The organism is Dickeya chrysanthemi NCPPB 402 (assembly GCF_000406105.1).
Classification (GTDB): Bacteria; Pseudomonadota; Gammaproteobacteria; order Enterobacterales; family Enterobacteriaceae; genus Dickeya; species Dickeya chrysanthemi.
Genome location: NZ_CM001974.1, coordinates 3,114,881 through 3,141,214 on the forward strand (window position 1 = coordinate 3,114,881; position 26,334 = coordinate 3,141,214).

23 protein-coding genes and 5 pseudogenes are annotated in these 26,334 nt (G+C 53.0%); 7 read left to right on the forward strand and 21 right to left on the reverse strand.

The genetic code is table 11. From position 1 onward, the window contains the following. Positions 1-170: 170 nt before the first annotated feature. From urtE to atzF, 8 genes are all read right to left on the reverse strand, one after another. Entirely contained in the window at positions 171-869 is a 699-nt protein-coding gene (gene urtE, locus DCH402_RS13675; protein WP_040001667.1) for an urea ABC transporter ATP-binding subunit UrtE, read from the reverse strand. A gap of 2 nt (positions 870-871) precedes the next feature. Then, complete coding sequence (urtD, locus tag DCH402_RS13680) at positions 872-1,663, reverse strand: urea ABC transporter ATP-binding protein UrtD (protein ID WP_040001669.1); 792 nt, start codon at positions 1,661-1,663, stop codon at positions 872-874. Next, entirely contained in the window at positions 1,656-2,732 is a 1,077-nt protein-coding gene (gene urtC, locus DCH402_RS13685) for an urea ABC transporter permease subunit UrtC (protein WP_040001671.1), read from the reverse strand. The genes urtD and urtC overlap by 8 nt, the downstream gene beginning before the upstream one ends. Then, positions 2,732-4,309, reverse strand: a complete 1,578-nt coding sequence (gene urtB, locus DCH402_RS13690; protein WP_040001673.1) for an urea ABC transporter permease subunit UrtB — start codon at positions 4,307-4,309, stop codon at positions 2,732-2,734. The genes urtC and urtB overlap by 1 nt, the downstream gene beginning before the upstream one ends. Positions 4,310-4,403: 94 nt before the next feature. Continuing rightward, positions 4,404-5,675, reverse strand: coding sequence for an urea ABC transporter substrate-binding protein (urtA, locus tag DCH402_RS13695; RefSeq protein ID WP_040001675.1), 1,272 nt, complete (start codon positions 5,673-5,675; stop codon positions 4,404-4,406). Positions 5,676-5,739: 64 nt separating this feature from the next. Continuing rightward, a complete protein-coding gene (locus DCH402_RS13700) occupies positions 5,740-6,441 on the reverse strand; it encodes a GntR family transcriptional regulator (protein ID WP_040001677.1) in 702 nt (233 codons plus the stop codon). Between the two features lie 11 nt (positions 6,442-6,452). After that, positions 6,453-10,067 (reverse strand): urea carboxylase, encoded by a 3,615-nt coding sequence (gene uca, locus DCH402_RS13705; protein WP_040001679.1) that lies wholly within the window; start codon positions 10,065-10,067, stop codon positions 6,453-6,455. Then, a complete protein-coding gene (gene atzF, locus DCH402_RS13710; protein ID WP_040001681.1) occupies positions 10,060-11,862 on the reverse strand; it encodes an allophanate hydrolase in 1,803 nt (600 codons plus the stop codon). Before atzF ends, uca begins: the two co-directional genes overlap by 8 nt. 106 nt (positions 11,863-11,968) lie before the next feature. On the opposite strand from atzF, the gene DCH402_RS13715 reads away from it, so the two are divergent. From DCH402_RS13715 to DCH402_RS23400, 4 genes are read left to right on the forward strand one after another with little or no spacing between them, the layout of a single operon-like run. After that, the gene (locus DCH402_RS13715; protein ID WP_040001683.1) at positions 11,969-12,247 is read left to right on the forward strand and encodes a hypothetical protein; all 279 of its coding nucleotides are present in this window, start codon (positions 11,969-11,971) and stop codon (positions 12,245-12,247) included. 42 nt (positions 12,248-12,289) lie between these two features. After that, entirely contained in the window at positions 12,290-12,613 is a 324-nt protein-coding gene (locus DCH402_RS13720; protein WP_040001685.1) for a hypothetical protein, read from the forward strand. Next, entirely contained in the window at positions 12,586-12,783 is a 198-nt protein-coding gene (locus DCH402_RS22420; protein ID WP_152486930.1) for a hypothetical protein, read from the forward strand. The genes DCH402_RS13720 and DCH402_RS22420 overlap by 28 nt, the downstream gene beginning before the upstream one ends. A gap of 57 nt (positions 12,784-12,840) precedes the next feature. Continuing rightward, positions 12,841-13,074, forward strand: coding sequence for a transcriptional repressor (locus DCH402_RS23400; protein ID WP_071604718.1), 234 nt, complete (start codon positions 12,841-12,843; stop codon positions 13,072-13,074). A 200-nt stretch (positions 13,075-13,274) separates the two neighbouring features. Here DCH402_RS23400 and DCH402_RS22905 read toward each other — a convergent pair. After that, positions 13,275-13,513, reverse strand: a pseudogene (locus tag DCH402_RS22905) (transposase); the annotation flags it as partial. Positions 13,514-13,578: 65 nt separating this feature from the next. Between DCH402_RS22905 and DCH402_RS21515 the strand changes: the two are divergent. The 3 genes and pseudogenes from DCH402_RS21515 to DCH402_RS22430 form a co-directional block, all read left to right on the forward strand. Continuing rightward, positions 13,579-13,752, forward strand: a pseudogene (locus DCH402_RS21515) (transposase); the annotation flags it as partial. A gap of 210 nt (positions 13,753-13,962) precedes the next feature. Further along, the gene (locus DCH402_RS13725; protein ID WP_040001686.1) at positions 13,963-14,778 is read left to right on the forward strand and encodes an AraC family transcriptional regulator; all 816 of its coding nucleotides are present in this window, start codon (positions 13,963-13,965) and stop codon (positions 14,776-14,778) included. A gap of 65 nt (positions 14,779-14,843) precedes the next feature. After that, positions 14,844-15,274: pseudogene (locus tag DCH402_RS22430) on the forward strand (transposase); the annotation flags it as partial. Positions 15,275-15,352: 78 nt separating this feature from the next. Here DCH402_RS22430 and DCH402_RS22435 read toward each other — a convergent pair. The 12 genes and pseudogenes from DCH402_RS22435 to DCH402_RS13775 all read right to left on the reverse strand — a co-directional run. After that, a pseudogene (locus DCH402_RS22435) lies at positions 15,353-15,511 on the reverse strand (transposase domain-containing protein); the annotation flags it as partial. A 104-nt stretch (positions 15,512-15,615) separates the two neighbouring features. Further along, complete coding sequence (locus tag DCH402_RS13735) at positions 15,616-17,055, reverse strand: TonB-dependent receptor domain-containing protein (RefSeq protein ID WP_050583312.1); 1,440 nt, start codon at positions 17,053-17,055, stop codon at positions 15,616-15,618. Between the two features lie 2 nt (positions 17,056-17,057). Beyond that, on the reverse strand, positions 17,058-17,585 hold the full coding sequence (locus DCH402_RS22030) for a TonB-dependent receptor plug domain-containing protein (RefSeq protein WP_081642167.1): 528 nt from the start codon (positions 17,583-17,585) through the stop codon (positions 17,058-17,060). A gap of 194 nt (positions 17,586-17,779) precedes the next feature. Then, positions 17,780-17,926, reverse strand: a pseudogene (locus tag DCH402_RS21525) (IS1 family transposase); the annotation flags it as partial. A gap of 306 nt (positions 17,927-18,232) precedes the next feature. Further along, positions 18,233-19,135 carry a helix-turn-helix domain-containing protein gene (locus tag DCH402_RS20780; RefSeq protein ID WP_050583314.1) on the reverse strand — a complete coding sequence of 301 codons (903 nt, stop codon included), beginning with the start codon at positions 19,133-19,135 and terminating at the stop codon, positions 18,233-18,235. 141 nt (positions 19,136-19,276) lie between these two features. Beyond that, on the reverse strand, positions 19,277-19,732 hold the full coding sequence (locus DCH402_RS13745) for a MarR family transcriptional regulator (RefSeq protein WP_040001690.1): 456 nt from the start codon (positions 19,730-19,732) through the stop codon (positions 19,277-19,279). A 188-nt stretch (positions 19,733-19,920) separates the two neighbouring features. Further along, positions 19,921-20,682 carry an ABC transporter ATP-binding protein gene (locus DCH402_RS13750; RefSeq protein ID WP_081642168.1) on the reverse strand — a complete coding sequence of 254 codons (762 nt, stop codon included), beginning with the start codon at positions 20,680-20,682 and terminating at the stop codon, positions 19,921-19,923. Positions 20,683-20,685: 3 nt separating this feature from the next. Further along, on the reverse strand, positions 20,686-21,498 hold the full coding sequence (locus DCH402_RS13755) for an ATP-binding cassette domain-containing protein (protein WP_040001691.1): 813 nt from the start codon (positions 21,496-21,498) through the stop codon (positions 20,686-20,688). Continuing rightward, positions 21,495-22,352 carry a nickel/cobalt ABC transporter permease gene (gene opp1C, locus DCH402_RS13760; RefSeq protein ID WP_040001694.1) on the reverse strand — a complete coding sequence of 286 codons (858 nt, stop codon included), beginning with the start codon at positions 22,350-22,352 and terminating at the stop codon, positions 21,495-21,497. The genes DCH402_RS13755 and opp1C overlap by 4 nt, the downstream gene beginning before the upstream one ends. Next, positions 22,349-23,284 carry a nickel/cobalt ABC transporter permease gene (gene opp1B / locus DCH402_RS13765; RefSeq protein ID WP_040001696.1) on the reverse strand — a complete coding sequence of 312 codons (936 nt, stop codon included), beginning with the start codon at positions 23,282-23,284 and terminating at the stop codon, positions 22,349-22,351. Before opp1B ends, opp1C begins: the two co-directional genes overlap by 4 nt. Positions 23,285-23,349: 65 nt before the next feature. Then, positions 23,350-24,924, reverse strand: coding sequence for a nickel ABC transporter substrate-binding protein (gene nikA, locus DCH402_RS13770; protein ID WP_040001697.1), 1,575 nt, complete (start codon positions 24,922-24,924; stop codon positions 23,350-23,352). 196 nt (positions 24,925-25,120) lie between these two features. Beyond that, positions 25,121-25,918, reverse strand: a complete 798-nt coding sequence (locus DCH402_RS13775) for a class I SAM-dependent methyltransferase (RefSeq protein WP_081642169.1) — start codon at positions 25,916-25,918, stop codon at positions 25,121-25,123. Between the last annotated feature and the right edge of the window lie 416 nt (positions 25,919-26,334).

Below are 26,334 nucleotides of genomic sequence, written 5' to 3' on the forward strand. Positions count from 1 at the left end.
GGGGGGTGACAGGATGTCTCTCATTTCATCCCGATGAGCTTACTCAAGTCAGTGACTGGGGTGAGCGACAACTCTGCCGGGAGCAGAGTTGAACGCAGCGTGCTGCGGCCCAGGGCCGAGTAGTAAAGCCAACACACCTGCAACGTGAAGTATGACGGGTAGCAGAGGGTTTAAATCGCCACCAGGTGCCTGACGCCCTGCTGCTCCATCTCGTCACCGCGGCCTCGTTGAATGATCACGCCACGCGACATCACCAGATAGTGATCCGCCAGCTCGGCGGCAAAATCATAAAACTGCTCCACCAGTAAAATCGCCATATCACCGCGGCGCGCCAGGCTGCGAATAACCGTACCGATTTCTTTAATCACCGACGGTTGAATCCCTTCGGTGGGTTCGTCCAGAATCAGCAGTTGTGGCTTGCAGGCCAACGCCCGCCCGATGGCAAGCTGCTGCTGTTGCCCTCCGGAAAGATCGCCCCCGCGGCGCTGTTTCATTTCCCGCAACACCGGAAACAGTGCGTAGATCTCCTCGGGAACACTTTTCGCCTGGCTCCCCGGGAAACGCGATAGCCCCATCAGCAAATTTTCCTCAACGGTCAGGCGCGGGAAAATCTCTCTGCCTTGCGGTACATACGCAATGCCCTGCTGTACCCGTTGGTGTGGTTTGCTCGAATTTATCAGCCTCCCTTGCCAGTGAAGGGTGCCGGATTTTGCCGGAATGATCCCCATCAGGCATTTCAGCAACGTGGTTTTCCCTACGCCGTTACGCCCCAGAAGACAGGTGATTTCACCGGGCGTCGTTTCAAACGACAGGCCGCGCAAAATGTGGCTGCCACCGTAATATTGATGTAATTCATTAACCTGCAACATATTCAGCGCCCCAGATAAACATCGATGACCTGCTCATTCGCCTGTACTTCACGCAGCGAACCTTCCGCCAGTACTTGCCCCTGATGCAGAACCGTGACGTGATCGGCAATCGTTTCCACAAACCCCATATCATGTTCAACCACCATCAGCGAATGCGTGCCCGCCAGCGTGCGGAACAGCTCGGCGATGTAGTCGGTTTCCGCATCAGTCAGCCCGGCGGCCGGTTCGTCGAGCAGCAGGAGGTGGGGTTCCTGTACCAGCAACATGCCGATTTCAAGAAACTGCTTTTGCCCATGCGACAGCAAACCCGATGGGCGATGACGGTGCTCCGTCAACCGGAGCAGTTGCAGTACTTCGTCAATGCGATCCCGTTGTTCGCCACTCAGTTTCGCCTTCAGGCTGGCCCAGACCGATTTATCCATTTTCTGCGCGATTTCCAGGTTTTCCATCACGCTTAGCGCTTCAAAAACGGTCGGTTTCTGAAACTTACGCCCAATTCCGGCGCGGGCGATATCGACCGATGACATCCCCACCAGATCGACAGTCTGGTCGTAAAATACCTTGCCGCTGTCCGGGCGTGTTTTACCGGTGATGACATCCATCAACGTCGTTTTACCCGCCCCATTCGGCCCGATGACGCAGCGCAGTTCCCCGACGCCGATCGACAACGACAGATCCGTCAGCGCACGAAACGCATCGAACGTGACGTTAATATTCTCAAGCTGCAATACCGGATCGGTGATGGTGCGATAGCGATCCTGACGCTGCGGCTGGGTATACAGTGAATCAGTCATCTTTCCTCCGTTTGAGCACGCCAATCACACCCCGCGGCAGGAACAGCGTGACCAGAATAAACATTAGCCCGAGGAAAAAGAGCCAGAAATCCGGAAATGCCACGGTAAACCAGCTCTTGGCGCCGTTGACAATACCCGCGCCGAGGATCGGCCCGACCAGCGAACCACGCCCGCCGAGTGCCACCCAGATGGCCGCTTCGATGGAGTTGGTCGGCGACATTTCGCTCGGGTTGATAATCCCCACCTGTGGCACATACAGCGCGCCGGCCAATCCGCACAGTACGGCCGATAAGGTCCAGACAAACAGCTTGAACCCCATCGGGTCGTATCCGCAGAACATCAGCCGGTTTTCCGCATCGCGCACGGCGGTGAGTACGCGACCAAACTTGCTACGCGTCAGCCACATACAGGTCACCAGTGAGAGCGCCAGCAACAGTACGGTGGCGATGAACAGGCCAATGCGCGTCGCCGTGGCCGATACCGGGAAACCCAGCAACGTGGTGAAACCGGTAAAGCCGTTGTTGCCGCCAAGGCCGGTTTCGTTACGGAAAAACAGCAGCATACCGGCGTAGGTCAACGCCTGGGTCATAATGGAGAAATAGACGTCTTTGATACGCGAGCGAAAGGCAAAGTAACCAAACAGCAGCGCCAGCAGGCCGGGGACCAGTATGATCAGGCATAACGCCCAGGCGAAATGCTGTGTCCCGGTCCAGAACCACGGTAATTCCGTCCACGACAGGAACGACATAAACGCCGGTAGCCCGTCGCCGGCGGCCTGACGCATCAGGTACATGCCCATCGCATAGCCGCCGAGCGCGAAAAACAGGCCGTGCCCCAGCGATAATAACCCCGCATAGCCCCACACCAAATCCAGCGCGACCGCCACAACCGCATAGCAGAGGATTTTCCCTATCAACGTCAGTGTGTAGGTGGAGATAGCCAGCGGGTTCTCTGCCGGCAACAAGGCGCAAAACGGCAGCACGACCAGCGCCGCCAGAATCAGCGATGCCAGCGAGCCGGTCAGGCGCGGGGCGCGTTGGGCCATCGTTACGGTGATAGGTTGGCTCATCAGTCAATTACCCGCCCTTTGAATGCAAACAATCCTTGCGGCCGTTTCTGAATAAACAGCACGATCAAGACCAAAATGGCGATTTTTCCCAGCACGGCGCCCATTTGCGGCTCCAGTACTTTATTCAGTACGCCGAGCCCCAGCGCCGCGACCACCGTACCCGCCAGTTGCCCTACGCCGCCGGTCACCACCACCAGAAAGGAGTCGATGATGTACCCCTGCCCTAACTCCGGCCCGACGTTGCCCAACTGCGACAACGCCACCCCGCCCAGCCCGGCGATGCCGGAACCTAAACCGAAAGCCAGCATATCAACGCGCCCGGTCGGCACGCCGCAGCAGTCCGCCATCCGCCGGTTTTGCGTCACGGCACGCACGTTCATGCCCAGCCGGGTTTTGTTGAGCAATAGCCAGGTCAAAATCAAAACGCCGACGACAAAAATAATCACCGCGATACGGTTATACGGCAGCACCAGATTGGGCAGCGCCGACCAGCCGCCGGAGAGCCAGCCGGGGTTGGCGACTTCGAGGTTCTGCGTGCCGAACAGCACCCGTACCAGTTGAATCAGCATCAGGCTGATCCCCCAGGTGGCGAGCAGGGTTTCCAGCGGCCTGCCATAAAGGTGGCGAATGACGGTACGCTCAAGCACCATCCCCACGGCGGCAGTGATAAAAAAGGCTACCGGGAGTGCCACCAGCGGGTAGAGCGCCAGCCAGTCAGGCAACAGACGCTGGAACAAATTCTGTACCAGCCAGGTAGAGTACGCCCCGAGCATCAGCATTTCGCCGTGAGCCATATTGATAACACCCAGCAGGCCGTAGGTTATCGCCAGCCCCAACGCCGCCAGCAGCAGAATCGACCCCAGCGAGAGACCGCTAAACGCCTGCCCCAGCCAGTCGCCCCATCTCAGACGCTGTTGCACCTGCTTCAGGCTGGCGACGGCGGCGGCGCGCACGGCGGCATCCGGCTCATTTTGCGGTTGCGTTAACCGCATCAGGCTGGCCTGCACCTGCGGATCGCTGGCTTCGCCAAGCCGTTTTACCGCCTGCAAACGCACCTCGGCCCGGCTGTCGGAAAGTTGTAAGTTCGCCACCGTGATGGCGATAGCGGTATGGACGCGCTCGTTTTGCTCCACCGCCAACCGCTGGGTGAGAAACGACAGTTGCTCGGCCTGCGCATTGTTTTGTAGCTGAAACGCCGCCCGCAACCGCACGCCGTCGTCCTGGCTCACCAGTTGATGCGCCGCCAGCGCACTGGCGACCAATCCCCGAATGCGGTTATTCATAAACACTTTTTTGGTTGCGCCGACTGGCGCGGCATCGCCTTCCAGCGGCACCGGTTTGCCGTCCTGTTCGGTAAACAGTTGGCCATTCAGGTCCGCAACGACGGATTCATCATTCAGCGCCTGCAATAACGGCAACCGCGATGCTTCCGGTGCGGCCGACCACTGCTGAAGCAACTGCGCCTGCCGGGTGCGGCTGGCCTGGCCGTAGTCGGCGGCCGGACCGGCCTGTGCTGCTGCGGTCAGCAGCAGGCCGCTAACAAAAAGGAGAAAGCCCAAAGCCGGGAATCGTTTCATGGTGTCGGTGTCTTTTGATGGTTATCCGGCCTGGCCGGCACATTCAACCACTGACAGGGGCGGCCAGGCTGCCCCTGTCACGGAGCGCACGGGTTTATTTACCGCCGGTTTTCACCGGGTAATCCGGCTTTTTGTCATTGCCGGCGATGTACGGGCTCCATGGCTGAGCGCGCACCGGTTTATCGGTCTGCCACACGACGTTGAACTGGCCGTTCTCTTCGATTTCACCAATCATCACCGGTTTATGTAAGTGGTGGTTGGTGGCATCCATGGTCAGGGTGAAACCGCTCGGCGCGGCAAATGTCTGCCCGGCCATCGCCGCCCGTACTTTATCGACGTCGGTAGTGCCGGCTTTTTCGACCGCCTGCGCCCATAGATGAATACCGACGTAAGTCGCTTCCATCGGGTCGTTGGTCACGACGCTATCGGCATTCGGCAGTTTGTGCGCTTTGGCGTAAGCGCGGTAATCGGCAACAAACTTCGTGTTGACCGGGCTGCTCACCGACTCAAAGTAGTTCCACGCCGCCAGATGGCCGACCAGCGGTTTGGCGTCGATCCCGCGGAGTTCTTCTTCCCCTACCGAGAAGGCGACCACCGGGACATCGGTCGCTTTAATGCCCTGATTAGCCAGCTCTTTATAGAACGGGACGTTGGAATCGCCGTTAATGGTGGAGATCACCGCCGTTTTACCGCCTGCGGAGAATTTCTTGATATTGGCAACGATGGTCTGATAGTCGCTGTAACCAAACGGGGTGTAGACTTCTTCGATGTCTTTATCCTGAACGCCCTTAGCGTGCAGGAACGCTCTCAGGATCTTGTTGGTGGTGCGCGGATAGACATAGTCGGTGCCCAGCAGGAAGAAACGTTTTGCCCCGCCACCGTCTTCACTCATCATGTATTCCACCGCCGGGATCGCCTGCTGGTTAGGCGCAGCACCGGTGTAGAACACGTTCGGCGACATCTCCTCGCCTTCATACTGCACCGGATAGAACAGCAAACCGTTCAGCTCTTCAAACACCGGCAGTACCGATTTACGCGATACCGACGTCCAGCAGCCAAACACCACGGCGGTTTTGTCCTGCGTCAGCAACTGGCGGGCTTTTTCCGCAAACAACGGCCAGTTAGAAGCGGGATCGACCACCACCGGCTCCAGTTTTTTACCCAACACGCCGCCTTTGGCATTGATTTCATCAATGGTCATCAGCGCCACGTCTTTTAACGGCGTTTCCGAGATAGCCATGGTGCCGGATAAGGAGTGCATGATCCCCACTTTGATGGTGTCGGCAGCGGTTGCCTGCAAAGAAAAGCCCATGCTCAAAAAGGTGGCGGACAGGGCAAATGCTTTCAGTAAAGAACGTCTTTTCATTACAAAACCCCTGGTTGATGTTGATGTATGACGATTCCCCGCCCTACGACGGGATGGACCATGACTACGATGAAACGGGTTGTAAACTGGCCTGCTGGAGCATGTGTAAGGTGATTTTCCTGACCTCGGCTTTGCTCTGGGAAATGTGCCCGGTCAGCATGCGCTGCGCCTCCTCTGTCTGTTGTTGCAGGATCGCCTGTAAAATCCGGGCGTGTTCGTTGTAAGTCGCCTCCACCCGGTCTTCACGGGTGAAATCAAGGTGACGAATGATGCGCATCTTCTCGGTTAGCTCCACATGAACGCGCGTCATTTCACTGTTACCGCCGGCGCTGACCAGCGTGGTGTGAAAACGCTCATCCTGCTGCGATAACGCTTTGCCCGGCGCCATACGCGGCGCATCAATCCAGAAGTCGACCAGAGGCGCCAGATGTTCCGAGCAGACGCCGGGCGGCATACCGCACAGGCGTCTTACCGCTTCCCGCTCCAGCACGATACGAAAGTCATACAGCGCCTCGAAATAATTGAAATCAAAAGGCTTTACCTGCCATCCACTGCGGGAATAAACCTGTACGTAGCCTTCATGCTCCAGCCAGAACAACGCCTGACGCACCGGAGTACGGCTGGCGGACATCCGCTCGGAGATGTCGTTTTCGCTGAAATGCGCGCCGGGCATGAGGCGAAACTCGAAGATGTCGTTTTTCAGCTCATGGTAGATGCGCTCCGCCAGCCCCACCGGGCGTTTTTTTCGGCTTGTTTCGTTCATCATCGGTTCCTCCGTTATTCCAGCCACAGCAGCGCGTCGCCGGGGCTGACCGGGCGACCGGGCTGGCAGGCAATGCGTTTGACTTTGCCGCTTTGCGGCGCGTTAATCGCCAGTTCCATTTTCATCGCCTCGACGATGATCAGCGGCTGACCGGCATCAACCTGGCTCCCCGGCGTGACCAGCACCTTCCAGACGTTGCCGTTCATGTCGGCACGTACCGGCAACGCCTCGTCGTCGGCAACCTCCACCGTGTCGGGGACTGGGGTTTCCAGCACGGCCTGATCGTCCTGCTGCCAGCGTTCGACTTCAGCCTCAAAAGCGGCGGCCTGACGGGTACGAAAATCCGCGATGTCTGCCGCATGGGTGTGCAGGAATTGCAGATGCGCCTGAAAATCAAACACCGTCTCTTCGATCCGGATAGCCGCGCGTCCTTCACGGAAATCATCACGTAACCGATTCAGTTCCGCTTCGCTCACCGGATAGAAACGGACCTGATCAAAGAAGCGCAACAACCAAGGCTCCCCGGCCTGAAACTGTTCGTTTTTCAGGAATTTGTTCCAGATAGGCAATGTCCGCCCCACCAGTTGATAGCCACCGGGAGAATCCATGCCATAGATGCACATGTACATCCCGCCGATGCCTACCGTGCCTTCTGCGGTAAAGGTGCGCGCCGGGTTATATTTCGAACTCAGCAGGCGATGGCGCGGATCGACCGGTACGGCGCACGGCGCGCCGAGATAGACGTCACCCAGCCCCAGAATCAGGTAGCTGGCGTCAAACAAGGTCTGTTTTACCGCATCGCGACTGGCTAACCCATTGATGCGTTGGATAAAGTCAACGTTATTCGGCAGCCACGGCGCACTGACGCGCACCGTGTCTTGATAGCGGCTGACGGCATCGAGCGTGGCGCTGTCTTCAAACGCCATCGGCATGTGAACAATACGCGACGGCACCTTCATCTGGCTGACGTCGCCAATGCGCATCTCAAGCTCCAGCAGTAACGTCACCAGCGCCGACTGGCTAATTTGCCGGCTGTCGTAGCGAACTTGCAGCGAACGTACGCCGGGAGACAGCTCCTTCACACCCGGATGCGCCCGCGTGCGCAGTTGTTCCATCAACAGGTGAACACGCAAACGCAACGCCAGATCCAGCACGTTATCGCCGTACTCAATCAGAAGGTAGTTATCCCCGGCCTGGCGATAGACAATCGCCGGGGCTGCGGCGGTAGCAGGCAGCGATACCAGCGCCGCCGCCGAAACACCGTCACGATCAGCCAGAGAGGGCGCGGCGAACGCGGCGACGCGACCGGCGTTCAACGTCGTAATGCAGTGCTCCTGCGCGTGTTCCAGTGCAACCGCCTCTTCTACGCTTATCGGGTAGAAACGAATTCGATCGCCGGGTTTCACCTGCCCGACTTTCCACAACTCCGCTTTGGCGATAGTCACCGGGCAGACGAAGCCGCCGAGGCTTGGGCCGTCGCGCGTCAGGATCACCGGAAAATCGCCGGTGAAGTTAATCGCCCCTATTGCGTATTCGCAGTCGTGCACGTTCGAGGGGTGCAGACCCGCCTCGCCGCCGTTCGGACGCGTCCAGCTCGGTTTCGGCCCAACCAGCCGAACGCCGAGGCGGTTGGAGTTGTAATGAACTTGCCAGTCGCTGGCGAAAAACGCGTCGATCGCCGCCGGAGTAAAGAAATCCGGTGCGCCGTGCGGCCCGTACAGCACCCCGATGCGCCACGCCTCGCCATACGTCGGGATCAACGATGCCGGCAGCGCTTGCGGTTCGCTCACCGGTGCCGGTGTGGTACAGGCAGCCCGCTCAGGATGTGAGATCGGCAGCAAATCCGCCACGTTCAGCGTACGCCCGGCGTGGCCGCCGAACTGCCCCAGCGCAAAGGTGGAGCGGCTGCCTAAGTACTCCGGCACGTCGAGACCATTGCGCACTGCCAGATAAGCGCGGCATCCGCGCAGCGCGCGCCCCAGCGCCAGCGTCTGCCCCACCGTCACACTCACCGGCTGCCACAGCGGCACCGCCTCGCCATCAAGCGTGGCCTGGCAATCCGCCCCGGTCAGCGCGATCAACGCGTCGCTGTGGAACAACAATTCCGGGCCTTGCAGGGTGAACTCCAGCCCTGCCGCCGCCTCATGGTTGCCGACGATGCGGTTGGCGAGGCGGAAAGCGAAATCATCCATCGGGCCGGACGGCGGTACGCCGATATCCCAATAGCCCAGACGCCCCGGATAATCCTGAATACTGCTCCAGGTGCCGGGCTGGATCACCTCAATCACCGCCGAGCGGGCGATAACACCATCGAGCATCCGCGTCCAGACACGCCCATGCTGAAAGGCATCGCCGGCGGTAATTTGACGCAGATAATCCAGATTGGTGGTAATACCGTGCAAACGGGTGGCATCAAGCGCCGCCTGTAGTTTTGCCAGCGCTTCTGCGCGGTCCGCGCCATGTACAATCAGTTTGGCGATCATCGGGTCGTAAAACGCCGACACCTCGCTGCCGGTCGTCACGCCGGTGTCTATGCGTACCCCCGCCGGGAAAGCCACTTCGGTTAATACACCGGGGCTTGGCTGGAAGTTCTTCAGCGGATTTTCGGCGTAGAGGCGCACCTCAATGGCCGCCCCTTGCGGCGCTTGTTTCAGACGCGCCCAGTCGATGGGCTCATCCGCAGCGACGCGCAGCATACATTCCACCAGATCCAGCCCGGTCACGCACTCGGTGACCGGATGCTCAACCTGCAAGCGGGTGTTCACTTCGAGAAAATAGAACGCGTCCTGCCCGGCGTCGTAGATAAATTCCACCGTTCCGGCGCTGCGATAATTCACCAATGCGCCCAGTTGCATCGCCGCGCGCAGCAACGCTTCGCGGGTCGCCGCAGGCAGATGCGGCGCCGGGCTCTCCTCCACCACTTTTTGGTTACGACGCTGCAAAGAACAGTCCCGCTCGCCAAGCGCCACCACGTTACCTTTGCCATCACCAAAGATTTGCACTTCGATATGGCGAGCGTGATCGACGCAACGTTCGACAAACACCCCGGCGTCGCTGAAAAACTGTTCACCCAGTCGCCGCACGCTGTCCCATGCCTGCCGTAACGCCGGTTCGTCGGCACAACGCGTCAGGCCGATCCCGCCGCCGCCGGCCGTACTTTTCAGCATCACCGGATAACCGATGCGCGCCGCCGCGCTGAGGGCGTCCGCCAGAGAGCCGAGCAACCCGGAGCCCGGCGTCATCGGCACGCCGGCCTGCGCCGCCAGTTCGCGCGCCCGGTGCTTGAGGCCGAACTCGCCAATCTGTTGCGCCGTCGGCCCGATAAACACTATCCCCGCGTTTTCACACGCCTGCGCAAACGGCAGGCTTTCCGAAAGAAAGCCGTATCCCGGCCAGATGGCCTGTGCGCCGCTGTCCTGTGCCGCGGCGATAATCTTGTCGATGCGCAGATAGCTGTCGCTGGCTTTTTCGCCCCCCAGCGCCAGCGCCACATCCGCCTGCTTCACATGTTCAGCGTTTTTATCCGCATCGGAATACACCGCTACGCTGGTGACCCCCAGACGTTTCAACGTGCGGATGGCGCGACAGGCAATTTCACCACGGTTGGCAATCAGTACGGTGTTAAACATGTTTGCTCTCCTGACGGGTCACCCAATTACGCCAGCCTTTGAATTCCGTAATGTCGGTAGCGTCGTTCAGCGCCGCCGGTTCGCAAATAAAGCCCTTTACCCAACGCCCGTCGATCAGCTCAAGGGAGCCGATGCCCAGCGGCGCGGGAATTTCCGCGACAAATTCGCCAAAGCGGGCGAGCGGGATATCCCACAGTTCCACCGCAATCGCCGCGCCCGACGCCTGGCGCGCAATACCCGGTTTGGCGGGCTGCGTGTTCGCCAGCGCATACAGCCGATAGCACGGTGCGGTTTCCGTGGCTTCAACAAACACGGCATCACGCTGAGTGAGCTGGAAATTCAGCGGCATTCCGCGCAGATGCGCCCCCACCACCGCAACGCGCACATGATGTGGAGAAGCGGGCAAATGTGCAGAATCTTTTTGATAGGGCTGAGCGGTGGCCCCCAGCGGCAAGGCCAGTTGCCGCTGCCAGCGCAGACCGAAATCCGCCAGCGCACGGTCATGCCAGGCCGGGGCAATCAACGTAATGCCCGCCGGCAGCCCGTCGGGACGAAACGGTGCAGGCAAGGCCAACGCGGAAAGGTCGGCCAGGTTGGTAAAGTTGGTGTAGGTTCCGAACTGCGAGTTGAAACGAATGGGCTCCTGTTTCATCTCTTCCAGCGTATGGATGGTTGGCGAGGTGGGCACCACCAGCGCATCAACCTCGCTCAGGGTGCGCTGAATGTTTTGCGCCAGTTCGGCGCGCAAATATTCGGCTTGATACGCCTCCACCGCGCTGTAATTCAGCCCGGCGGCAATAATGGCGTGCACGGTGGCGTCCATCTGCTCCGGGTGGTTGAGCATGTCGCCCACCGCCGCGGTGCGCTCAGCCACCCACGGCCCCTGATAAAGCTGCTCGGCAAGCTGGCGAAACGGCGAAAAATCAATCGGTTTGAGCGTTACGCCGCTGTCTCGCAACTCCGCCAACGCACTCAGCCAGGCGGCTTGCGCTGGCTCATCCCCAAAGAACGTCAATTCCGAAGGAATGGCAAAGGTCGGATTGTGCGGGATCGCCGCCGGCGCCGTTGCGGGGTTAACACGGGAATAGGCATCGTCGGTATCAGTGCCCCCCGCCAGCGATGCAATATAAAACGCATCTTCCACCGTCAGCGCAAACACCGAGAGCGTGTCATTGAGGCGACAGGCGGGCAGAACCCCTTGCGCCGATAACCACCCTTTGGTCGGTTTTAAGCCGACGATGTTGTTAAAACCGGCGGGTACGCGGCCAGAACCGGCGGTGTCCGTTCCCAACGCGAACGGCACCAGACCGCGCGCCACCACAGAAGCCGAGCCCGAGCTGGAGCCGCCGCAGACATAATCGGCATTAAAGGTGTTGGGCACCGCACCATACGGGGAGCGCGTCCCCACCAACCCGGTCGCGAACTGATCGAGATTGGTTTTGCCAATCACAATCGCCCCGGCCGCTTTGAGTTTGGCGACGGCCGTCGCATCCTGCTGCGCGATAAAGGCAAACCCAGGGCAGGCTGCCGTGGTTGGCCAACCGGCGACATCCACGTTGTCTTTTACCGCGAAGGGAATACCGAATAACGGCAATGCATCGGGGTGATTACGATAAAGCGGAAGTAAATCGTCTAATTGGGATTGCAACTGCGCTTCGCTGGCGATCGCAATCCAGGCATTGTCTTGCGTCGATAAGGCATCAATATGGTCTTTTAAGCGAGCAAAAACGGCATCACTATCCTGTTTGATTTGCTGTTGCCATGCCGTCAGTGTTTTTCCTGTCATCAACGCCATCATTGAATTCCTGCTGGTATACTAGATGGAGTTCAATTAGCAATTCACATGCCAATAAAATATCCTTTTGTTTTTTAATTAAAAATCAAATAACCGGATTGTATTTATGGCATTAATACGCACTCTTTCAGAACATTGTGCGCGCAATGACAGTGCATATTTATTGGGAATGGGCAACGGTCAAAATAATAAGTTATGGCTGTATATACCCCAAATAATTCGAGAAACGCGTTGGCCCGTCGGGGGCAACGCTCTGAAATATATCGTTAACCCCGGAAGCGCTGACGAATCCCCAGAAAAGGAGACAGGCATAGAGTTTTATGATCTACTGATTTTCGTGGCTTTGTTGAATAAATCAGAGATTGCACAAAAAATAGCCAAGTGACACACCCTGGCAGTTTTAAAAAAGGCCGAATCATGAAATAGAATGGCTGAGCCTTATGATGACGAAAATTATGAAATTGATAATCTTTATCATTATGTTTACTTCTTTGAGGCGCGAATAATGTTAAAAATTGATGAATCCGAGTTCCCTATTGTATGGCTGACGCAAATTGAAAACATTGAAAACAAACCATCGCAAGCGGATGATGCTGATGATAGCTTCATTCAATTGGAGAAAATTTTGGATAAGAGATCGCCATTTATCATAATAAACACAGCCGAATTTGGAGATAAAAATCGCCATGAGCACTCAAAAGACGAGAAAATGAAAATAGTCCTATGGCTAAAAAAAATAAGAAAAACGTAAAAAAATATATCATTGCACAAATTCAAATAGTGCCAAAGGAAAAACAAGGATTATTGTTAAATAGTTTTGTAAAAACATTCTCGAAATTTTGGGGGTATCCTATGATTATTGTTTCCAATAAAGAGCAAGCGTTAGAAAAAGCGAAATCTCTACTTGAAAAAACACAATGACTTAGTTGATAAAAACCAGGAACATAAATTCAGATTAAACATAAAGGAAAAAGATTAGTGTTAATTAAAAAACGCCTGCGACAGACGATACCAAGGAAATGTGTGATTGAAATAATGAAAAATAATAAAAATAATTTTCTACAGGTTATGGAAATATATCTATTTATTAGTGAACATCAAAGAATACCTCTAAATGTTATCTACCGTGTCACAAGGGAGCTGTTTGATGCAGGGGTTCTTGAACGACGCTGGAATGAACATGATGGACGTCTCACATATAGGTTATTTTAGTTTAAGCAAATGAAACCACGCCTTCACCAACAATAATCTTTACGTTGAAGTCATTAATTAGAGCGTTAAATCAGTCTTGATTTATATTTTCACTATCAACATTCGCTCATATCTGACAAAGGTATATAACAATACCCTATCATGCACCCTCTATTATCTCTTCGAACTATGCACCCGCAAAAACATCACAATTAAAATGAAATACTGTTCATTACTCCGGCTTTAGACCACCGGTTAAAGCGGTTGTAAATAGTTTTCCAGTGACCATAACGTTCAGGCAAATCCCGCCACAGCGCGCCGGAGCAAAGCACCCAAAATATACCATTCATGACGTGTCTGTGTGCAAAGTAAGGACATCCGCCTCTGGAAATGCCTCTTCCAGGTGCAGCATGGGAGGAATCAGCGCCCATGCCTCATCAGGGAAATCGTAACGAGCCAAATTAAAGGACTTTTTGTGAGTAAATCATAGACCCGATTGTACAAAAAATAGTTACGGGACACACCCTAAAAGGGTATGTGGGAGGGATAATAGCCAGTGCGATACACCGACTCAATACCAGCGTACTGGAAGGGATGAACAACAGGATCAAGGTGATAAAGCGAATGGCATATGGATACCGGGATAACGACTACTTCTTCCTGAAAATAAAAGCAGCGTTCCCCGGTAAAGCGCGATGAACCAAATGAAAGATCTCAGAACAATAAAAATGTTGCATTTATAAATAGAGATGAAATCTCATGTCAACAAACATGCCGCACATGACTAAAATTATCTCAATTTTAGCAAAAAACTAAAACACAAAAAATATTGATACATTGGCTAAATTATTAAATAAATGACATAATATTCTCATTTCAGACATCTGAAATTTATAGAGTACAATTCTAATGAAAACAATAGACCACACACCATCCGAATTCATAAATCCATTATTGCCTGTTTTTTCTATGAAATCCGAGAGCATTTCAGACGACTGGGAATTGAAACCTCACCAACATCCAGAGGCTCAGCTTCTTTTTTCCGTGAAAGGAACCATGATTTGTGAAGTAAAAAATTGTATCAGATTGATACCACCACAGTGTGCAATCTGGATCCCAACAAATATCCTTCATTCTACACGAGGTAGTGGCAATACAAATTGTTATTGTATTTTCATTAATACCAGTTTAATCAAAGGATTGCCTTCTGAATGTACAACAATATCTGTATCTCCACTTTTACGAGAACTAATAATATATGCATCGGGATTTAATCCTGAATCGATAAAACCATCGGATCAAAAGATTATTGATGTTTTGGTTGACCAAATAAAAGTTTCATCGAAAATGGAGGTAAGTCTCCCTATGCCTTCCGAGGCCCGTCTTCATTCACTAGCCAATATTTTGATAAAAAACCCAGGGGATAACCTAAAACTTAAAGAGTGGGCTAATAAAATAAACATGAGCGAGAGAAGCTTTACCCGACTTGTTTATCAAGAGCTGGGGATGAGTTTTGGCAGATGGAAACAGCAACTCCATGTGGTCATTGCGCTTCAAAGAATTTCACAGGGTGACAGCATCACTGCAATTGCTCTTGATTTAGGATATGAAAACGCCAGCGGTTTTGTAACTATGTTCAAAAAAATTATGGGTAAACCACCATTAGGATACTATAAGGAATTTCAGGATGCTAACGTTAGAAACAATAATGCTTTCATGATTTAGGGTGTGTCCCGTAACTATTTTTTGTACAATCGGGTCTATGATTTACTCACAAAAAGTCCTTTAATTTGGCTCGTTACGATTTCCCTGATGAGGCATGGGCGCTGATTTCTCCCATGCTGCCACCTGAAAGAGGCATTTCCAGAGGCGGATGTCCTTACTTTGCACACAGACACGTCATGAATGGCATATTTTGGGTGCTTTGCTCCGGCGCGCTGTGGCGGGATTTGCCTGAACGTTATGGTCACTGGAAAACTATTTACAACCACTTTAACCGGTGGTCTAAAGCCGGAGTAATGAACAGTATTTTCAATAATTACCCTTAAGTTTCTGCCTGAGCGACGGACAGGCCCACGAGAGCCGGTATGCAGAAACCTTGCTTAATCGGATCGGGATTATCCGAAAAAGCGGGCGTCCGAAAGCGGTACTGGCGGATAAGGGTTACTCAAGTAACAGTCTTCGCATTTATTTGAAAATAAAGGGAATAAAAGCGGTTGTTAAGTTAAGGGACACAGCCTGGATTCACGATGTCAGTCATAGGGCGATTGCAGAAGATGGACATGCCAACGACAAGCTAAATCATGGATTCGCGAGGGGGCTTGCGTTTGCGCGGCGTGACGGTGTCAGTAAGTGTAACTGCCTGATGGATAAGCTCAATGGGAATAAGGTCAGAGAGGCTACGGGCGTGCTCAGGTGAGGTGACATTGATAATGCCAAGGGCTTGTGAAAGTTCCATTTAAAAAGGATCCATGATGAACATGAACCCTTTTTACACCAGCCACCTGATCGGTCAACCGATCCTTAAGTGATCGGCATTAGGTTATTAACCCTCTTTTATTATCAGAAAGTGTAGTTTACTGCACCCCAGAAACGTCTTCCATCCTCAGTGTATCCGTAATTATCATATCTGATTCTCTTATCCAATAAGTTCGAAATACCCGCTTTGACATTTACATTTTTACTCAAGCTATAATCTGTACCAAAATCAAACAATGCAAAGGATGGAGCCCTGATTGGTAATAATGTCTGTTCAGTCCCTCCAACATTTTCACTATCTTTACCGCGAAAATTCATTGTCAGCCAAGTTTTAACAGACTCATTTAACTGATAATTTACTGTGCTAGTAAACTGATGCTTTGGAAGTTTTGTCAGTGGTTTTCCTTTATACTCACCAGATTTTTGTTGCGAGTAAGTATACGTATAATTATTTTCAACGGTTATGTTGTTATTTATAGCAAAATTGAGATCTGCCTCAACGCCTCTGGTAACCGCGTTCCCCACATTAGCAAAGGTCAGTGGATAAGCACCATACTGGTTGGGTACAGGTTTACACTGCGTGTCCGGGCATGCAACTGTTGTTATTTTATCTTTAAATTGGTTATTAAATAGCGTAACTCCCCCCGAGAGTCCTTCGTTATTGTTATATAATAAACCAAGTTCCTGTGTTACAGACTTTTCAGGTTTAAGGTTCGGGTTACCATAGACATCACCAACATATGCTACCGAACCAAAATTAGGATCCGTTTCAGTAATTCCTGGAGCTTTGAAGCCACTACTTACCCCTCCTTTTACTGTCCAGTCCGATGCAACATTCCAGACTCCGTACAAACGCGGGCTCCAGTGATCACCAAATTGATTATCGTGGTCTAGCCTTGCTCCTGATGTTAAAGTAAAGTCTTCGGTTGCCATCCATGAATCTTCGAGAAAAACAGATTTTTCTGTGCGTTTTAAATCCGTTAAATCAGAAACCTGATTTGAAAAACCGTCATGTAACTTTTTAATACTTAATTCACCGCCAAACGTAAGAATATGACTTCCTATGTTAGAGGAAAGTGAAGAACGCATATTAATATTTTTCAAATCAATATTTTGTGAATTAATATAATAATCTTCGCTCTGGATATAAGAATCAGTTTTACCAATAGCCCAATAACCAATATGATTTACAGAGAACCGATTAACTTCCGCTTTTTTACGAAAATCAGAAGGGCAACCAGAGTAATACGTGCAATCAGGGCTTATGGATTTTCCGACCGTCTGACTGAGATCCTGCTGTGTATGGTTAGCAGTGAACGAAATATCTTGCTCATTGGTGGGAGTAAAAGTGACCTTTCCTGTCACGTTTTCTCTTTTACTGCCGCGATAACCATCATAAATTTCGTCTTCATCACGTTTTGAATAACTACCATAGGTTTGTATTGAAAGGATATTATCTACTAATGGTCCGGTAACAAAGAAGTCATTTTGAAAAATATCACCGGAATCACTGTGTTCCTGCACAGTCAAATTACTGCCGATGCTTCCCTGCCATTTTTTTGTATTTTTTTTGTAATAATGTTGATTACACCACCAATTGCATCAGAGCCGTAAAGCGATGACATCGGTCCTCTAATAACTTCTATATGATCAATAGCAGAAACCGGAGGAATCCAGGCATTCATCTGACCATAACCATCAAATAATCGGCTGCTATCTCTTGAGTCAATTCTCATTCCATCAACCAGATATAGCGTATATGCAGATCCCATACCGCGTATATTTATTTCTTTGTGGTCACCACCGACGGTTGTCGTAACACCAGGAACCCCCTGGAGCATATCAGAAATATCACGGTAAGGTTTCTTTTTTAATTGCTCCTGGGAGATTGAAGTAACTGATGCAGGTGCTTGGTCTGTACTACTGGCTTGTCCATTGGCATTTGCTGTGACAATAATTGCACTGTCTTTATCTGTGGCGTTAACGTGAAAAGAAAGCGATGAAATCAGACATATTACACTCAAATTTATAGGTGAAAGTCGGCATCCCCCCATATTATCCCCCCGAAAATTTTTTTGTTTTTTTCTACCCTAAAAATTCCTGAAAAACCATCACACATGATAATGATACTCATAAGCACTTAAGAGATGGTAATTTAAGTGGCTATGATGTCGGCCGCATTATTAATTTCAGCCATATTATTTTTTATTCCAGCCGTATACGCTGAGCTCTTCGGTAATGCCTTCAATTAGTAGAAAATATATTTTTCAACGAACGCACCGATGACTTTTTCACACAATTCAATCGAGCGTGAGAAACAGATTGTTTTCCGGGCCAGACGTTTAATGCGAGTCCTCAGTGTCAGGTTGTTACGCTCAATACGTTGAGTGAAGATTGATCAAAAACTACCGCGCAGTATACCTTGACCACGGCGCCCTACCATCCGATAAAACTGAAACCGCCCGATGGAAAGCCGTGCCATTGATCATTAATCGATACAGTTAATGTGGTTAATACGGGATAGATGAGTACTGTAATGTCGTTGATTGCCCACATTTCGCGGCAAAATCGGCTATAGACCGCTGGGTGCGGCCGGCCCATCCAGACACAGAACATCACGCCGTATTGCCGGGGCTTTTCTGTTGTCGCTCAGGGCCACCGCCCCACAGCGTGTGTGGGGAAATGTCTAATTTATTGCGCGTTATGCCGAATATTGCCGGTCAAACGGCGCATAGTACTCCACTTCAAAATATCCGGTATCTATTTTGCCGTCGGCATTTTTCCGGCAGCGGATAACCTCAAGCTCGCCACCACTGACGCGGGTATACGCCTGGCCGGGCAAAATATGGTGGTAGATGGCTTTCAGAAACGACTGATATTCCTGCGCATCCCCCGAGAAACTAAAGTGCAGATAACTGCCGACCTGCGCCGCTGTCGGGCTATCCACCGAGGTTTCTTGCTGCTGCGACGGCTCAACGGCGCTCATATGGTACGCCAACCGGACATGGCGGTTAACCCGATTGGCATCCGGCAGCACAGTCCAAAACGCATAAATCACCACATCGTCATCATATTGATGACTTGCCTGTTCCCACCAACCGACCCGCTGCGAAAGGTCATTAGCGGAAAGAAGATCATCAATATTTTGTGACTGTTCAAAGTGATGCGTACTTGTCGGTATCGCCGGTAAATCGACGAGTTCCGGGATCGGCAGCCAATCGGCACCGGTGCCTAATGAGGGCTGCAGGCTGGAGAAATCCCATAATGACGCTCTGCGATAGTGGCCGGGCGACATGCCGAAACGCTTTTTGAACGTGCGGGTAAAAGACTGTTGAGAATCAAAACAATAGCGTAACGCCACGTCCTGAATGGTTTGATTGGTAAGCTTTAACTCAATCGCCGCTTTGCTCAACCGCCGGTTGCGAATATAGGTTCCCAGTGAGACGCCGGTTTCTTTCTTGAATAACCGTTGCAAATGCCATTTGCTGTAACCTGATTTCGCGGTGACGTCATTGATCATCAGTGGGCTTTCCAGGTGGTTCTCTATCCACCCGACCAGCTCAGCGGTAAACCTCACCATCGATGGCATCGTTGATAACATCATTGCAAAATCCTCCTTACTGACTACCAGAAACTGACTCATAACCGCCGATGACAAACCGGCATCGGCATCAATTCATCTATTACCACCGCGACCATCGCAGCAGTCACTACAGCGATATAGCACGATAACCCAGGGCTGGACTCAGTAAGGCAAGTAGCGCGCCACCACTTCATCAGGCAGCATCTTGGTCAGCAGATATATCAGTTGTTCCGTTTCCTGAGGCGTCAGGCGAGCGGTCAGTTGCGCAGGAACCCCCCGCAAGCCTTCCTGTTCGAAATTCCGACAGATCTCCCGCCCCTTTTCCGTCAACGCCAGAATGACCTGCCGTTTATCATCCGGGTGAGGCTGACGCACAATCAGCTCCCGCTTCACCATCCGCTCAACCATGCGGCTTAGCGCGCCGCCATCCACCATCACGTTCTTGCTCACCTCTACCGGGCTGATCACCCCGTTATAAATGCTGATCAAGACCTTGAACTGGGGAGCCGTGATATCAGTGCCGGCGAAATACTCATTAAGCAGATGATCTTTAAACTGATTTGACAGATGGATCAGCAATCCTATCGAGCAAACTATCTCGTTATTGGTTCTGTTCATGTAATAAAAAACTGACTAGGCATTAATTTATTAAGAAACTAATGCCTGGTCAACGAAATGTCAAGCCGGACCACCGCCCCATTTACATTTTACTTACAATGGAAACGTCGCAACCCGTCTCCGCGGCGGACTTACATCTGCCGCGCTCGTCATAGCCATGAACAGGGAAATACCAACAGCAGCAAGGGTTAGCGGAAGGTCATGACCGACTGCAACAGCCTTTGGGCGTAGGGGTGGGAAACATTGGGCAAATCGTTCACCGCGCAGGTTTCAACAATTTCGCCCTCGTAAAAGAACATCACGCGGTGACACAGATATGCCGCCGCCTGAATATCATGCGTAATAAACACGCAGGAGAGGTTAACGCGTTTTTGCAGGTCAATGAGCAGATCCAAAATCTGTACCTGTGAGGAGACATCCAGCGCACTGATGGCTTCATCCAACACCAGCAGTTGCGGATTCGTCGCCACCGCGCGGCACAGACAGACACGCTGAATCTGGCCGCCGGACAACTCATGAATATGGCGATCGCCTAATGTCGGCGCCAGTCCGGCCAGCGCGCATAAGTCGGCGATTCGGCGATCCCGGTCACCCCGCCGGACGATACCCTGCAATATCAACGGCTCAGACAACGCCTGATTCACCGTCATCAGCGGGTTAATCGACGAGGTGTAATCCTGAAACACGGCGCTGATACGCTGTTTCCTGTTTTGGGGAGCCGAAACCGACTCGCCCGCTAATAACAGGCTTCCCCGATCCGGCAGTTCCAGCCCGCAAATCAGGCGCGCCAGCGTACTTTTTCCGCTGCCGCTTTCACCGACGATCCCCAGACATTCGCCGTGATCAAGCGAGAACGAAACCGACTTGATGATCGCACGCTTTCTTTTCAGGAAAGCCAGGCGCTGCGTTTCCGGGTAGTTTTTTTCAACCTGCCGCACATCCAGCAACATGCGTTATATTCCCATAATCCGGTGGAACGCCGCGCTCAAACGCCTGCGGGTATCAATCAGGTGGCGGGTATAATCCTGTTCGGGATGGGTAAATACCCGTTCCGTGCATCCCTGTTCGACAACCCGACCGTCTTTCATCACGACCACCTGTTGCGCCAGCGCGCCGACCAACGCCAGATCGTGAGAGACGAACACCATGGCGCTGTCATGCTGTTTTTGCAGTTCGATAAACTGCTGCACGATGTCGTATTGCGTCATGCCGTCGAGCGAGGCGGTTGGTTCATCTGCGATGATTAACGCCGGTTGCGATACCAATGCGATGGCAATCATCACCCGTTGCAGCATCCCGCCGGATAGCTGGTGAGGATAGGCCGCCAATACGGCCGTGGCATCCCGCAAACCGACGCGCGCCAGTTGCGCCAACGCGCAGGCCCGGCGCTGCGCGCGGGTTAACGCTCCATGCCGCCGGAGCGATTCATCAAAATGGTTGCCGATCGTATACAGCGGATCAAATGCGCCGGGCGCGTCCTGCATGATCAACACCATCTGCCGACCACGAATCGCCCGCCACGTCTGGGAAGAAAGGCACCGTAAGTCGTTGCCGTTGAACATCATCTCGCCGCTTACCTGCAACCAGGGCGGCAGCAAGCCAAGCAGGCTCTTGCACAGCAACGTTTTCCCGCTGCCGCTCTCCCCTACGATGGCCGTACAGCACCCGGCATGAAGCCTCAGCGTCACGCCCTCAAGCAGCCGGCCCCCTGTGCGCTTGTCGGTGATCGCCAACCGGTTAACATCGAGCAAGATCGGCGGCGTCATGATGGTGATGTCCGATTATCGGTATAGGTGGCCGGCTCCAACGCATCATGCAAAAAATCCCCCACCACATGACAGGCGGCGACCACCACGGCGATAGCCAGACCGGCAGGCAGCATCTGCGTGGGGTGCGTCAACATGACGTTTTTCGCCTCGCTGAGCATATTTCCCCATTCCGGCAACGGCGGCTGGGCACCCAGCCCCAAAAAAGAGAGCGCTGAAATCATCAGTATCACACTGCCAATATCCGCAGACGCCAAAATCACCATATCGGCGGCGGCGGCCGGCACCAAATGTCGACGCATCACGTAGGCCGGCGGCGCCGCGATGATCCGCACATAGTTGACATAATTTCTGCTGCTGTGCCTGAGCGTTATCCCGCGAGTCATGCGCGCATACCAGGCCCACTTCGCCAACACCACCGCCAGCAGAATCGTCGGCATCCCCGGCCCGATGGCACCGACGATGGCAAACACCATCACTTCGCCGGGAAAAGACAGCATCGCGTCGCAGACGCGCATTAAGCAGCTATCGATCCGGCCCTGGCAATAACCGGCAATCATCCCAATGACGGCGCCCGTCAGCACGGTCATCACCATAGCGGCGACGCTGTAAAATACCGTTGTTCTTACGCCGAACACCAGCCGCGAAAAAACGCACCGCCCCAGATTATCCGTACCGAGCGGATACAGCAGGCTAATGCCCTGATACTTATGCCTTATCGACGTCAGGGTCGGGTCGTGCGGCGCAATATAGGGAGCGAACACCCCGGCCAGACACACCGCCAGCAGCAGCAGGACGCATAACAACGCCAGCCGATCCTGCCTTATCTTCTTTCCGATACCCGGCTGCCTCATTCCCGCGCGCCTCTTATTCGTGGGTCAAGTTTGCGCTGTAATAGATCGGTCAACAGATTGCCGCCCAGAAACAACAGCGCCATCAGCAGCATGTAAGCCTGAATCATCGGATAATCGCGGTTAAAAATAGCGGACAGACACAACCGGCCAACGCCGGGCCAGGCAAAAATATTTTCGATCACCACCGTACCGGCAATCAGTTTGGGAATACTCATGCCGATCGCCACCAGCGACGCATGCAGAGAGTTCACCAGCACATGCTTGATGACAATGACCGGCTCCGGTAGCCCCCGCGCTCTGGCGTACAACACGTAATTTTGCCGCAGATTGCCGAGCATACTGCCCCGAATCAGGCGAATATAGGTGCCGATGTACCCCATCGCCAGCGTACATGACGGCAAAATCACGGCATGCGCGTCTTGCATGCCACCGACCGGCAGCAGGTCGAGCCTGACCGCCAGCCCCCACATCAACAGCAGGCCAAGCCAATAGTTAGGGATAGCGATCGTTAAAAACACCAGGCTGCGTACGGCTTTATCGAACAGGGTGTTTTCGGTTACCGCACAGAGCACGCCCAGCGTCAGCGATATCGTCACAATCAGCGCCAGCGACGTCGCCGCCAGATACAACGTGGCGGGCATCGCCTGCCTGAACTCGAGCCACACCGCATTTCCGGTGATAAACGACGTGCCGAAATCAAGATGCAGCACCCGCCAGAGCCACTGCCAGTAACGCAGGAAAAACGGTTGATCCAGCCCCAGCTCGCGTCGCATCAGCTGTATGGCTTCGTCGGTCGGTACAATCTCATTCACCCGTAACGCCACTTCAGCCGGGTCCGACGGCACCCAATTCAGCAACGAAAACGCCAGAAACGATATCAGAACGGCCAGCGGCGCCGTCATACCTACTCGTTTGATGAAATAAACGCGCATTCGCTGCTGTTTCCTCTGCTGGCCCACCACCGCCGACTCCCGACGCACCATCAGGAGCATTACACTCAAAAATGCATGTTCTCAAAGGGAATTTCATACTGTGAGACGTTAAACGCCACCCCTTTCAGCACCGGCGCATAAATCGCTTTCGTCCTTGAATAGGTCAACGGGATATACACCGCTTCATCGGCCAACAACGTAAACAACTGCGTGTAGCGCGTCTGGCGCTGTTTCTCATCCGGCGTCAGCAATATTTCGCCGATCAGCGTGTCGATCTCCGCTTTGCGGTGTAACCCCGTCTGGGCCTGATAATCCGCATGAGCGGGAATACGGAACGACGAAATATACGACGCCGGATCATACGGCGTGCCCCATGACAACGAATATTGCAGGTCAAAATCGCCCGATTTTTGACGATCCAAAAACGCCTGTTTTTCTTCTCCCAGGATAGTCAACTGCACGCCGACCTTTTTCAGGTCATCCTGAATCAGCTCGGCAATTTCCCGTTCCGCCGCATTATTGCGGTTATAAGACAGCATCAGCACCAGCGCCTTGCCGTCCTTTTCCCGCACCGTTTTTCCCGCCGCCAGATGCCAGCCGGCCGCCTCCAGCAACACCCCGGCCCGTTGCGGGTCAAACCGGTAAACCGGCAAATCGATATCGCAATACGGCACACGGCGCGACATCAGCGTATCAGCGACGCTTTCGGTGTTGCCCATCACCCCGGTGGCGATGGCGGCTTTATCAATCGCGTATTGCAGCGCCTGCCGCACCGCTTTATCTGCGGTGACAGGACGACCGCTATTCAACACCAGCGCGCGCGACGCCACCGGCGGGCTTATCAACGCCCGGTATTTTCCTGAGGCTTCCAGTGCGGCAAAGCTGTCCATATCCAGCATGTCGCCGTCCGCCCCGAAAATGAGCTGGACGCTTTCTTTTTGCAACGCCAACAGCATCGATTGCCGGTCAGGCATCACCCGCCACATCACGCTGTGAAGACGCGGCCGGGCGCCCCAGTAATCAGGGTTAACGACAAACCGCGCATACTGATTGGGTTTATGCTCCGCCAGTATCCATGGGCCGGTGCCGACATACCCGGTAATGCCGTCTTTGGTTTTTCCGCCGATAAATGCTTTCGGCGACAGCAAACGGAAGGGCCGGGTCAACCCCAGTTCGATTAAGGTCGGGTAATAGGGGTTTTTCAGCGTAATCTGGACGCGGTAACGGTCCAGCGCGGTGACATTATCGATCTGCTTTACCAGTTCAAGCCAGGCATGGCGCGGATAATTATCCAACACCGCGTCCATGTTCTGTTTAACCGCCGCCGCCGTCAGCGGCTCGCCATCGCTAAACCGGACATCATGACGTAACGAAAAAATATACTGTTTGCCGTCAGGCGATATCGTCCAGCTTTCCGCCAGCCAGGGTTTCACACCGTCAGGGGTATTGATGACCAGCGATTCAAACACCATATTCTGGGCGGCCATTTCACCGGAATAAAGATGGGGATTAATATCCCGAATATCTTTGGTGCTGGCGTAAACCAATTGATTGTCATGCATATCGGCCGATACCGACAATGCGCCGAACAGCAGACACAGCACCAGTGCCGCCAGCGAGAAGGGATGAATGCTCATCATCTTGCTTACCCTGAAAAATAAAAAAGAAACGCCAACGCATCTATACCCGTCATACTTCAAGTTGCAGGTGCGTTGGCTGCGTTCGTTCACCCGAATCACTTACCTGAGTAAGCTCATCGGGATTCTCTCTCTTGCCGCCTTCCTGCAACTCGAATTATTTTGGGTATATAACGTGAAGTATGACGGGGACACCCGTTTATTTTTCCGCAACAACCATAAACATCGGCGTAGAGGCGTAATTAATTTTCTCTTCGTTATCCCATACGTTTTCAGCAATATTTTCATCGATAACGACTTGATGAAAACCACAGGACAGCAGAGCGCGTCGATCCCACGCCGGGCGTATTTCCCGGCTTAACGGCAGCGCTCTGGCGATATTTTCCATCGCTACCGTATCCGTATTGGCGTAATGATCATTCATCTTCAGACGGCGGGCATTTTGTCTATCACGCAAATAGCCCTCTCGCGCCGCAGCATTAAAAAGGTGCGCGTACCAATTGGCGTCAAAATTAATTAACCGACCGCCCGGCGCTAATACCCGGTGCCACTCCTGATAGGCTGACAGCGGTTGTTTCAGGTTCCAGGTGACATTACGGGTCACCAGCAAATCGAAATGGTTATCGGGAAACGGCAAGGCATGTACGTCGGTAGCCACGAATGCAATCTCGACATCGTAATAATCTGCATTACTTCTGGCCTGCGCCAGCATGGCCGGCGTCACATCCACGCCAGTTACACGGTGCCCCGCCAGCGCCAGCGTCACGGCGAAAAAACCCGGCCCGGTGCCGACATCCAATATATTCAACAGCGGTTTTTTCGGGGCGTGGCGTAAAATAATCTCCTGCCATAAGCGACGCTTGCCGCCGGCTAATTCGGCGACGTTAACCTCGTTATACCCTTCCGCCCGGTTATTCCAGTAATGTTTTACCTCATTCAGTAAACCATCCTGCGTTATATCGTCCATGACCGCATCATTCATTATTAATTGTGTCACAACGGCTCCCCGCTATTATTACGACAAATTAACCTCAACAGGAAAAATCAGGCGGGTAACAGACACCGTTGGGAAATGAATAACCGTGATCAAGAGTACACCGCGAGGGAATAGTACACTGCGAAAAAAATATGTACCCGCCCGGCGTATGAACTTTTATAAAAACCTCACACTTCATTGAGACAGATCATGAAAGCGGCCGGTGTCGATATCGGTCAATCCGTCTGTCGCCGTGGCACACCCATGTTGCGGTGACGGCATACAGCCCGATAACAATTGTTTTACTTATTAATTATTACAGTTAAATAGCCAATATCTATCACAATATTCATGTAATTCGATTTCACCTCTGGCAAGAGGCTGGCTAAGATGAATAGTGAATTTCACGCCAAAGGCACTGAATACCGCCTGGCGAA

Coding starts and splice junctions, on each gene's coding strand:
- urtE (WP_040001667.1), bottom strand. CDS start 869: ATGTTGCAGGTTAATGAATTACATCAATATTACGGTGGCAGCCACATT.
- urtD (WP_040001669.1), bottom strand. CDS start 1,663: ATGACTGATTCACTGTATACCCAGCCGCAGCGTCAGGATCGCTATCGC.
- urtC (WP_040001671.1), bottom strand. CDS start 2,732: ATGAGCCAACCTATCACCGTAACGATGGCCCAACGCGCCCCGCGCCTG.
- urtB (WP_040001673.1), bottom strand. CDS start 4,309: ATGAAACGATTCCCGGCTTTGGGCTTTCTCCTTTTTGTTAGCGGCCTG.
- urtA (WP_040001675.1), bottom strand. CDS start 5,675: ATGAAAAGACGTTCTTTACTGAAAGCATTTGCCCTGTCCGCCACCTTT.
- DCH402_RS13700 (WP_040001677.1), bottom strand. CDS start 6,441: ATGATGAACGAAACAAGCCGAAAAAAACGCCCGGTGGGGCTGGCGGAG.
- uca (WP_040001679.1), bottom strand. CDS start 10,067: ATGTTTAACACCGTACTGATTGCCAACCGTGGTGAAATTGCCTGTCGC.
- atzF (WP_040001681.1), bottom strand. CDS start 11,862: ATGGCGTTGATGACAGGAAAAACACTGACGGCATGGCAACAGCAAATC.
- DCH402_RS13715 (WP_040001683.1), top strand. CDS start 11,969: ATGGCATTAATACGCACTCTTTCAGAACATTGTGCGCGCAATGACAGT.
- DCH402_RS13720 (WP_040001685.1), top strand. CDS start 12,290: ATGGCTGAGCCTTATGATGACGAAAATTATGAAATTGATAATCTTTAT.
- DCH402_RS22420 (WP_152486930.1), top strand. CDS start 12,586: ATGGCTAAAAAAAATAAGAAAAACGTAAAAAAATATATCATTGCACAA.
- DCH402_RS13725 (WP_040001686.1), top strand. CDS start 13,963: ATGAAAACAATAGACCACACACCATCCGAATTCATAAATCCATTATTG.
- DCH402_RS22030 (WP_081642167.1), bottom strand. CDS start 17,585: ATGGGGGGATGCCGACTTTCACCTATAAATTTGAGTGTAATATGTCTG.
- DCH402_RS20780 (WP_050583314.1), bottom strand. CDS start 19,135: ATGATGTTATCAACGATGCCATCGATGGTGAGGTTTACCGCTGAGCTG.
- DCH402_RS13745 (WP_040001690.1), bottom strand. CDS start 19,732: ATGAACAGAACCAATAACGAGATAGTTTGCTCGATAGGATTGCTGATC.
- DCH402_RS13750 (WP_081642168.1), bottom strand. CDS start 20,682: ATGTTGCTGGATGTGCGGCAGGTTGAAAAAAACTACCCGGAAACGCAG.
- DCH402_RS13755 (WP_040001691.1), bottom strand. CDS start 21,498: ATGACGCCGCCGATCTTGCTCGATGTTAACCGGTTGGCGATCACCGAC.
- opp1C (WP_040001694.1), bottom strand. CDS start 22,352: ATGAGGCAGCCGGGTATCGGAAAGAAGATAAGGCAGGATCGGCTGGCG.
- opp1B (WP_040001696.1), bottom strand. CDS start 23,284: ATGCGCGTTTATTTCATCAAACGAGTAGGTATGACGGCGCCGCTGGCC.
- nikA (WP_040001697.1), bottom strand. CDS start 24,924: ATGATGAGCATTCATCCCTTCTCGCTGGCGGCACTGGTGCTGTGTCTG.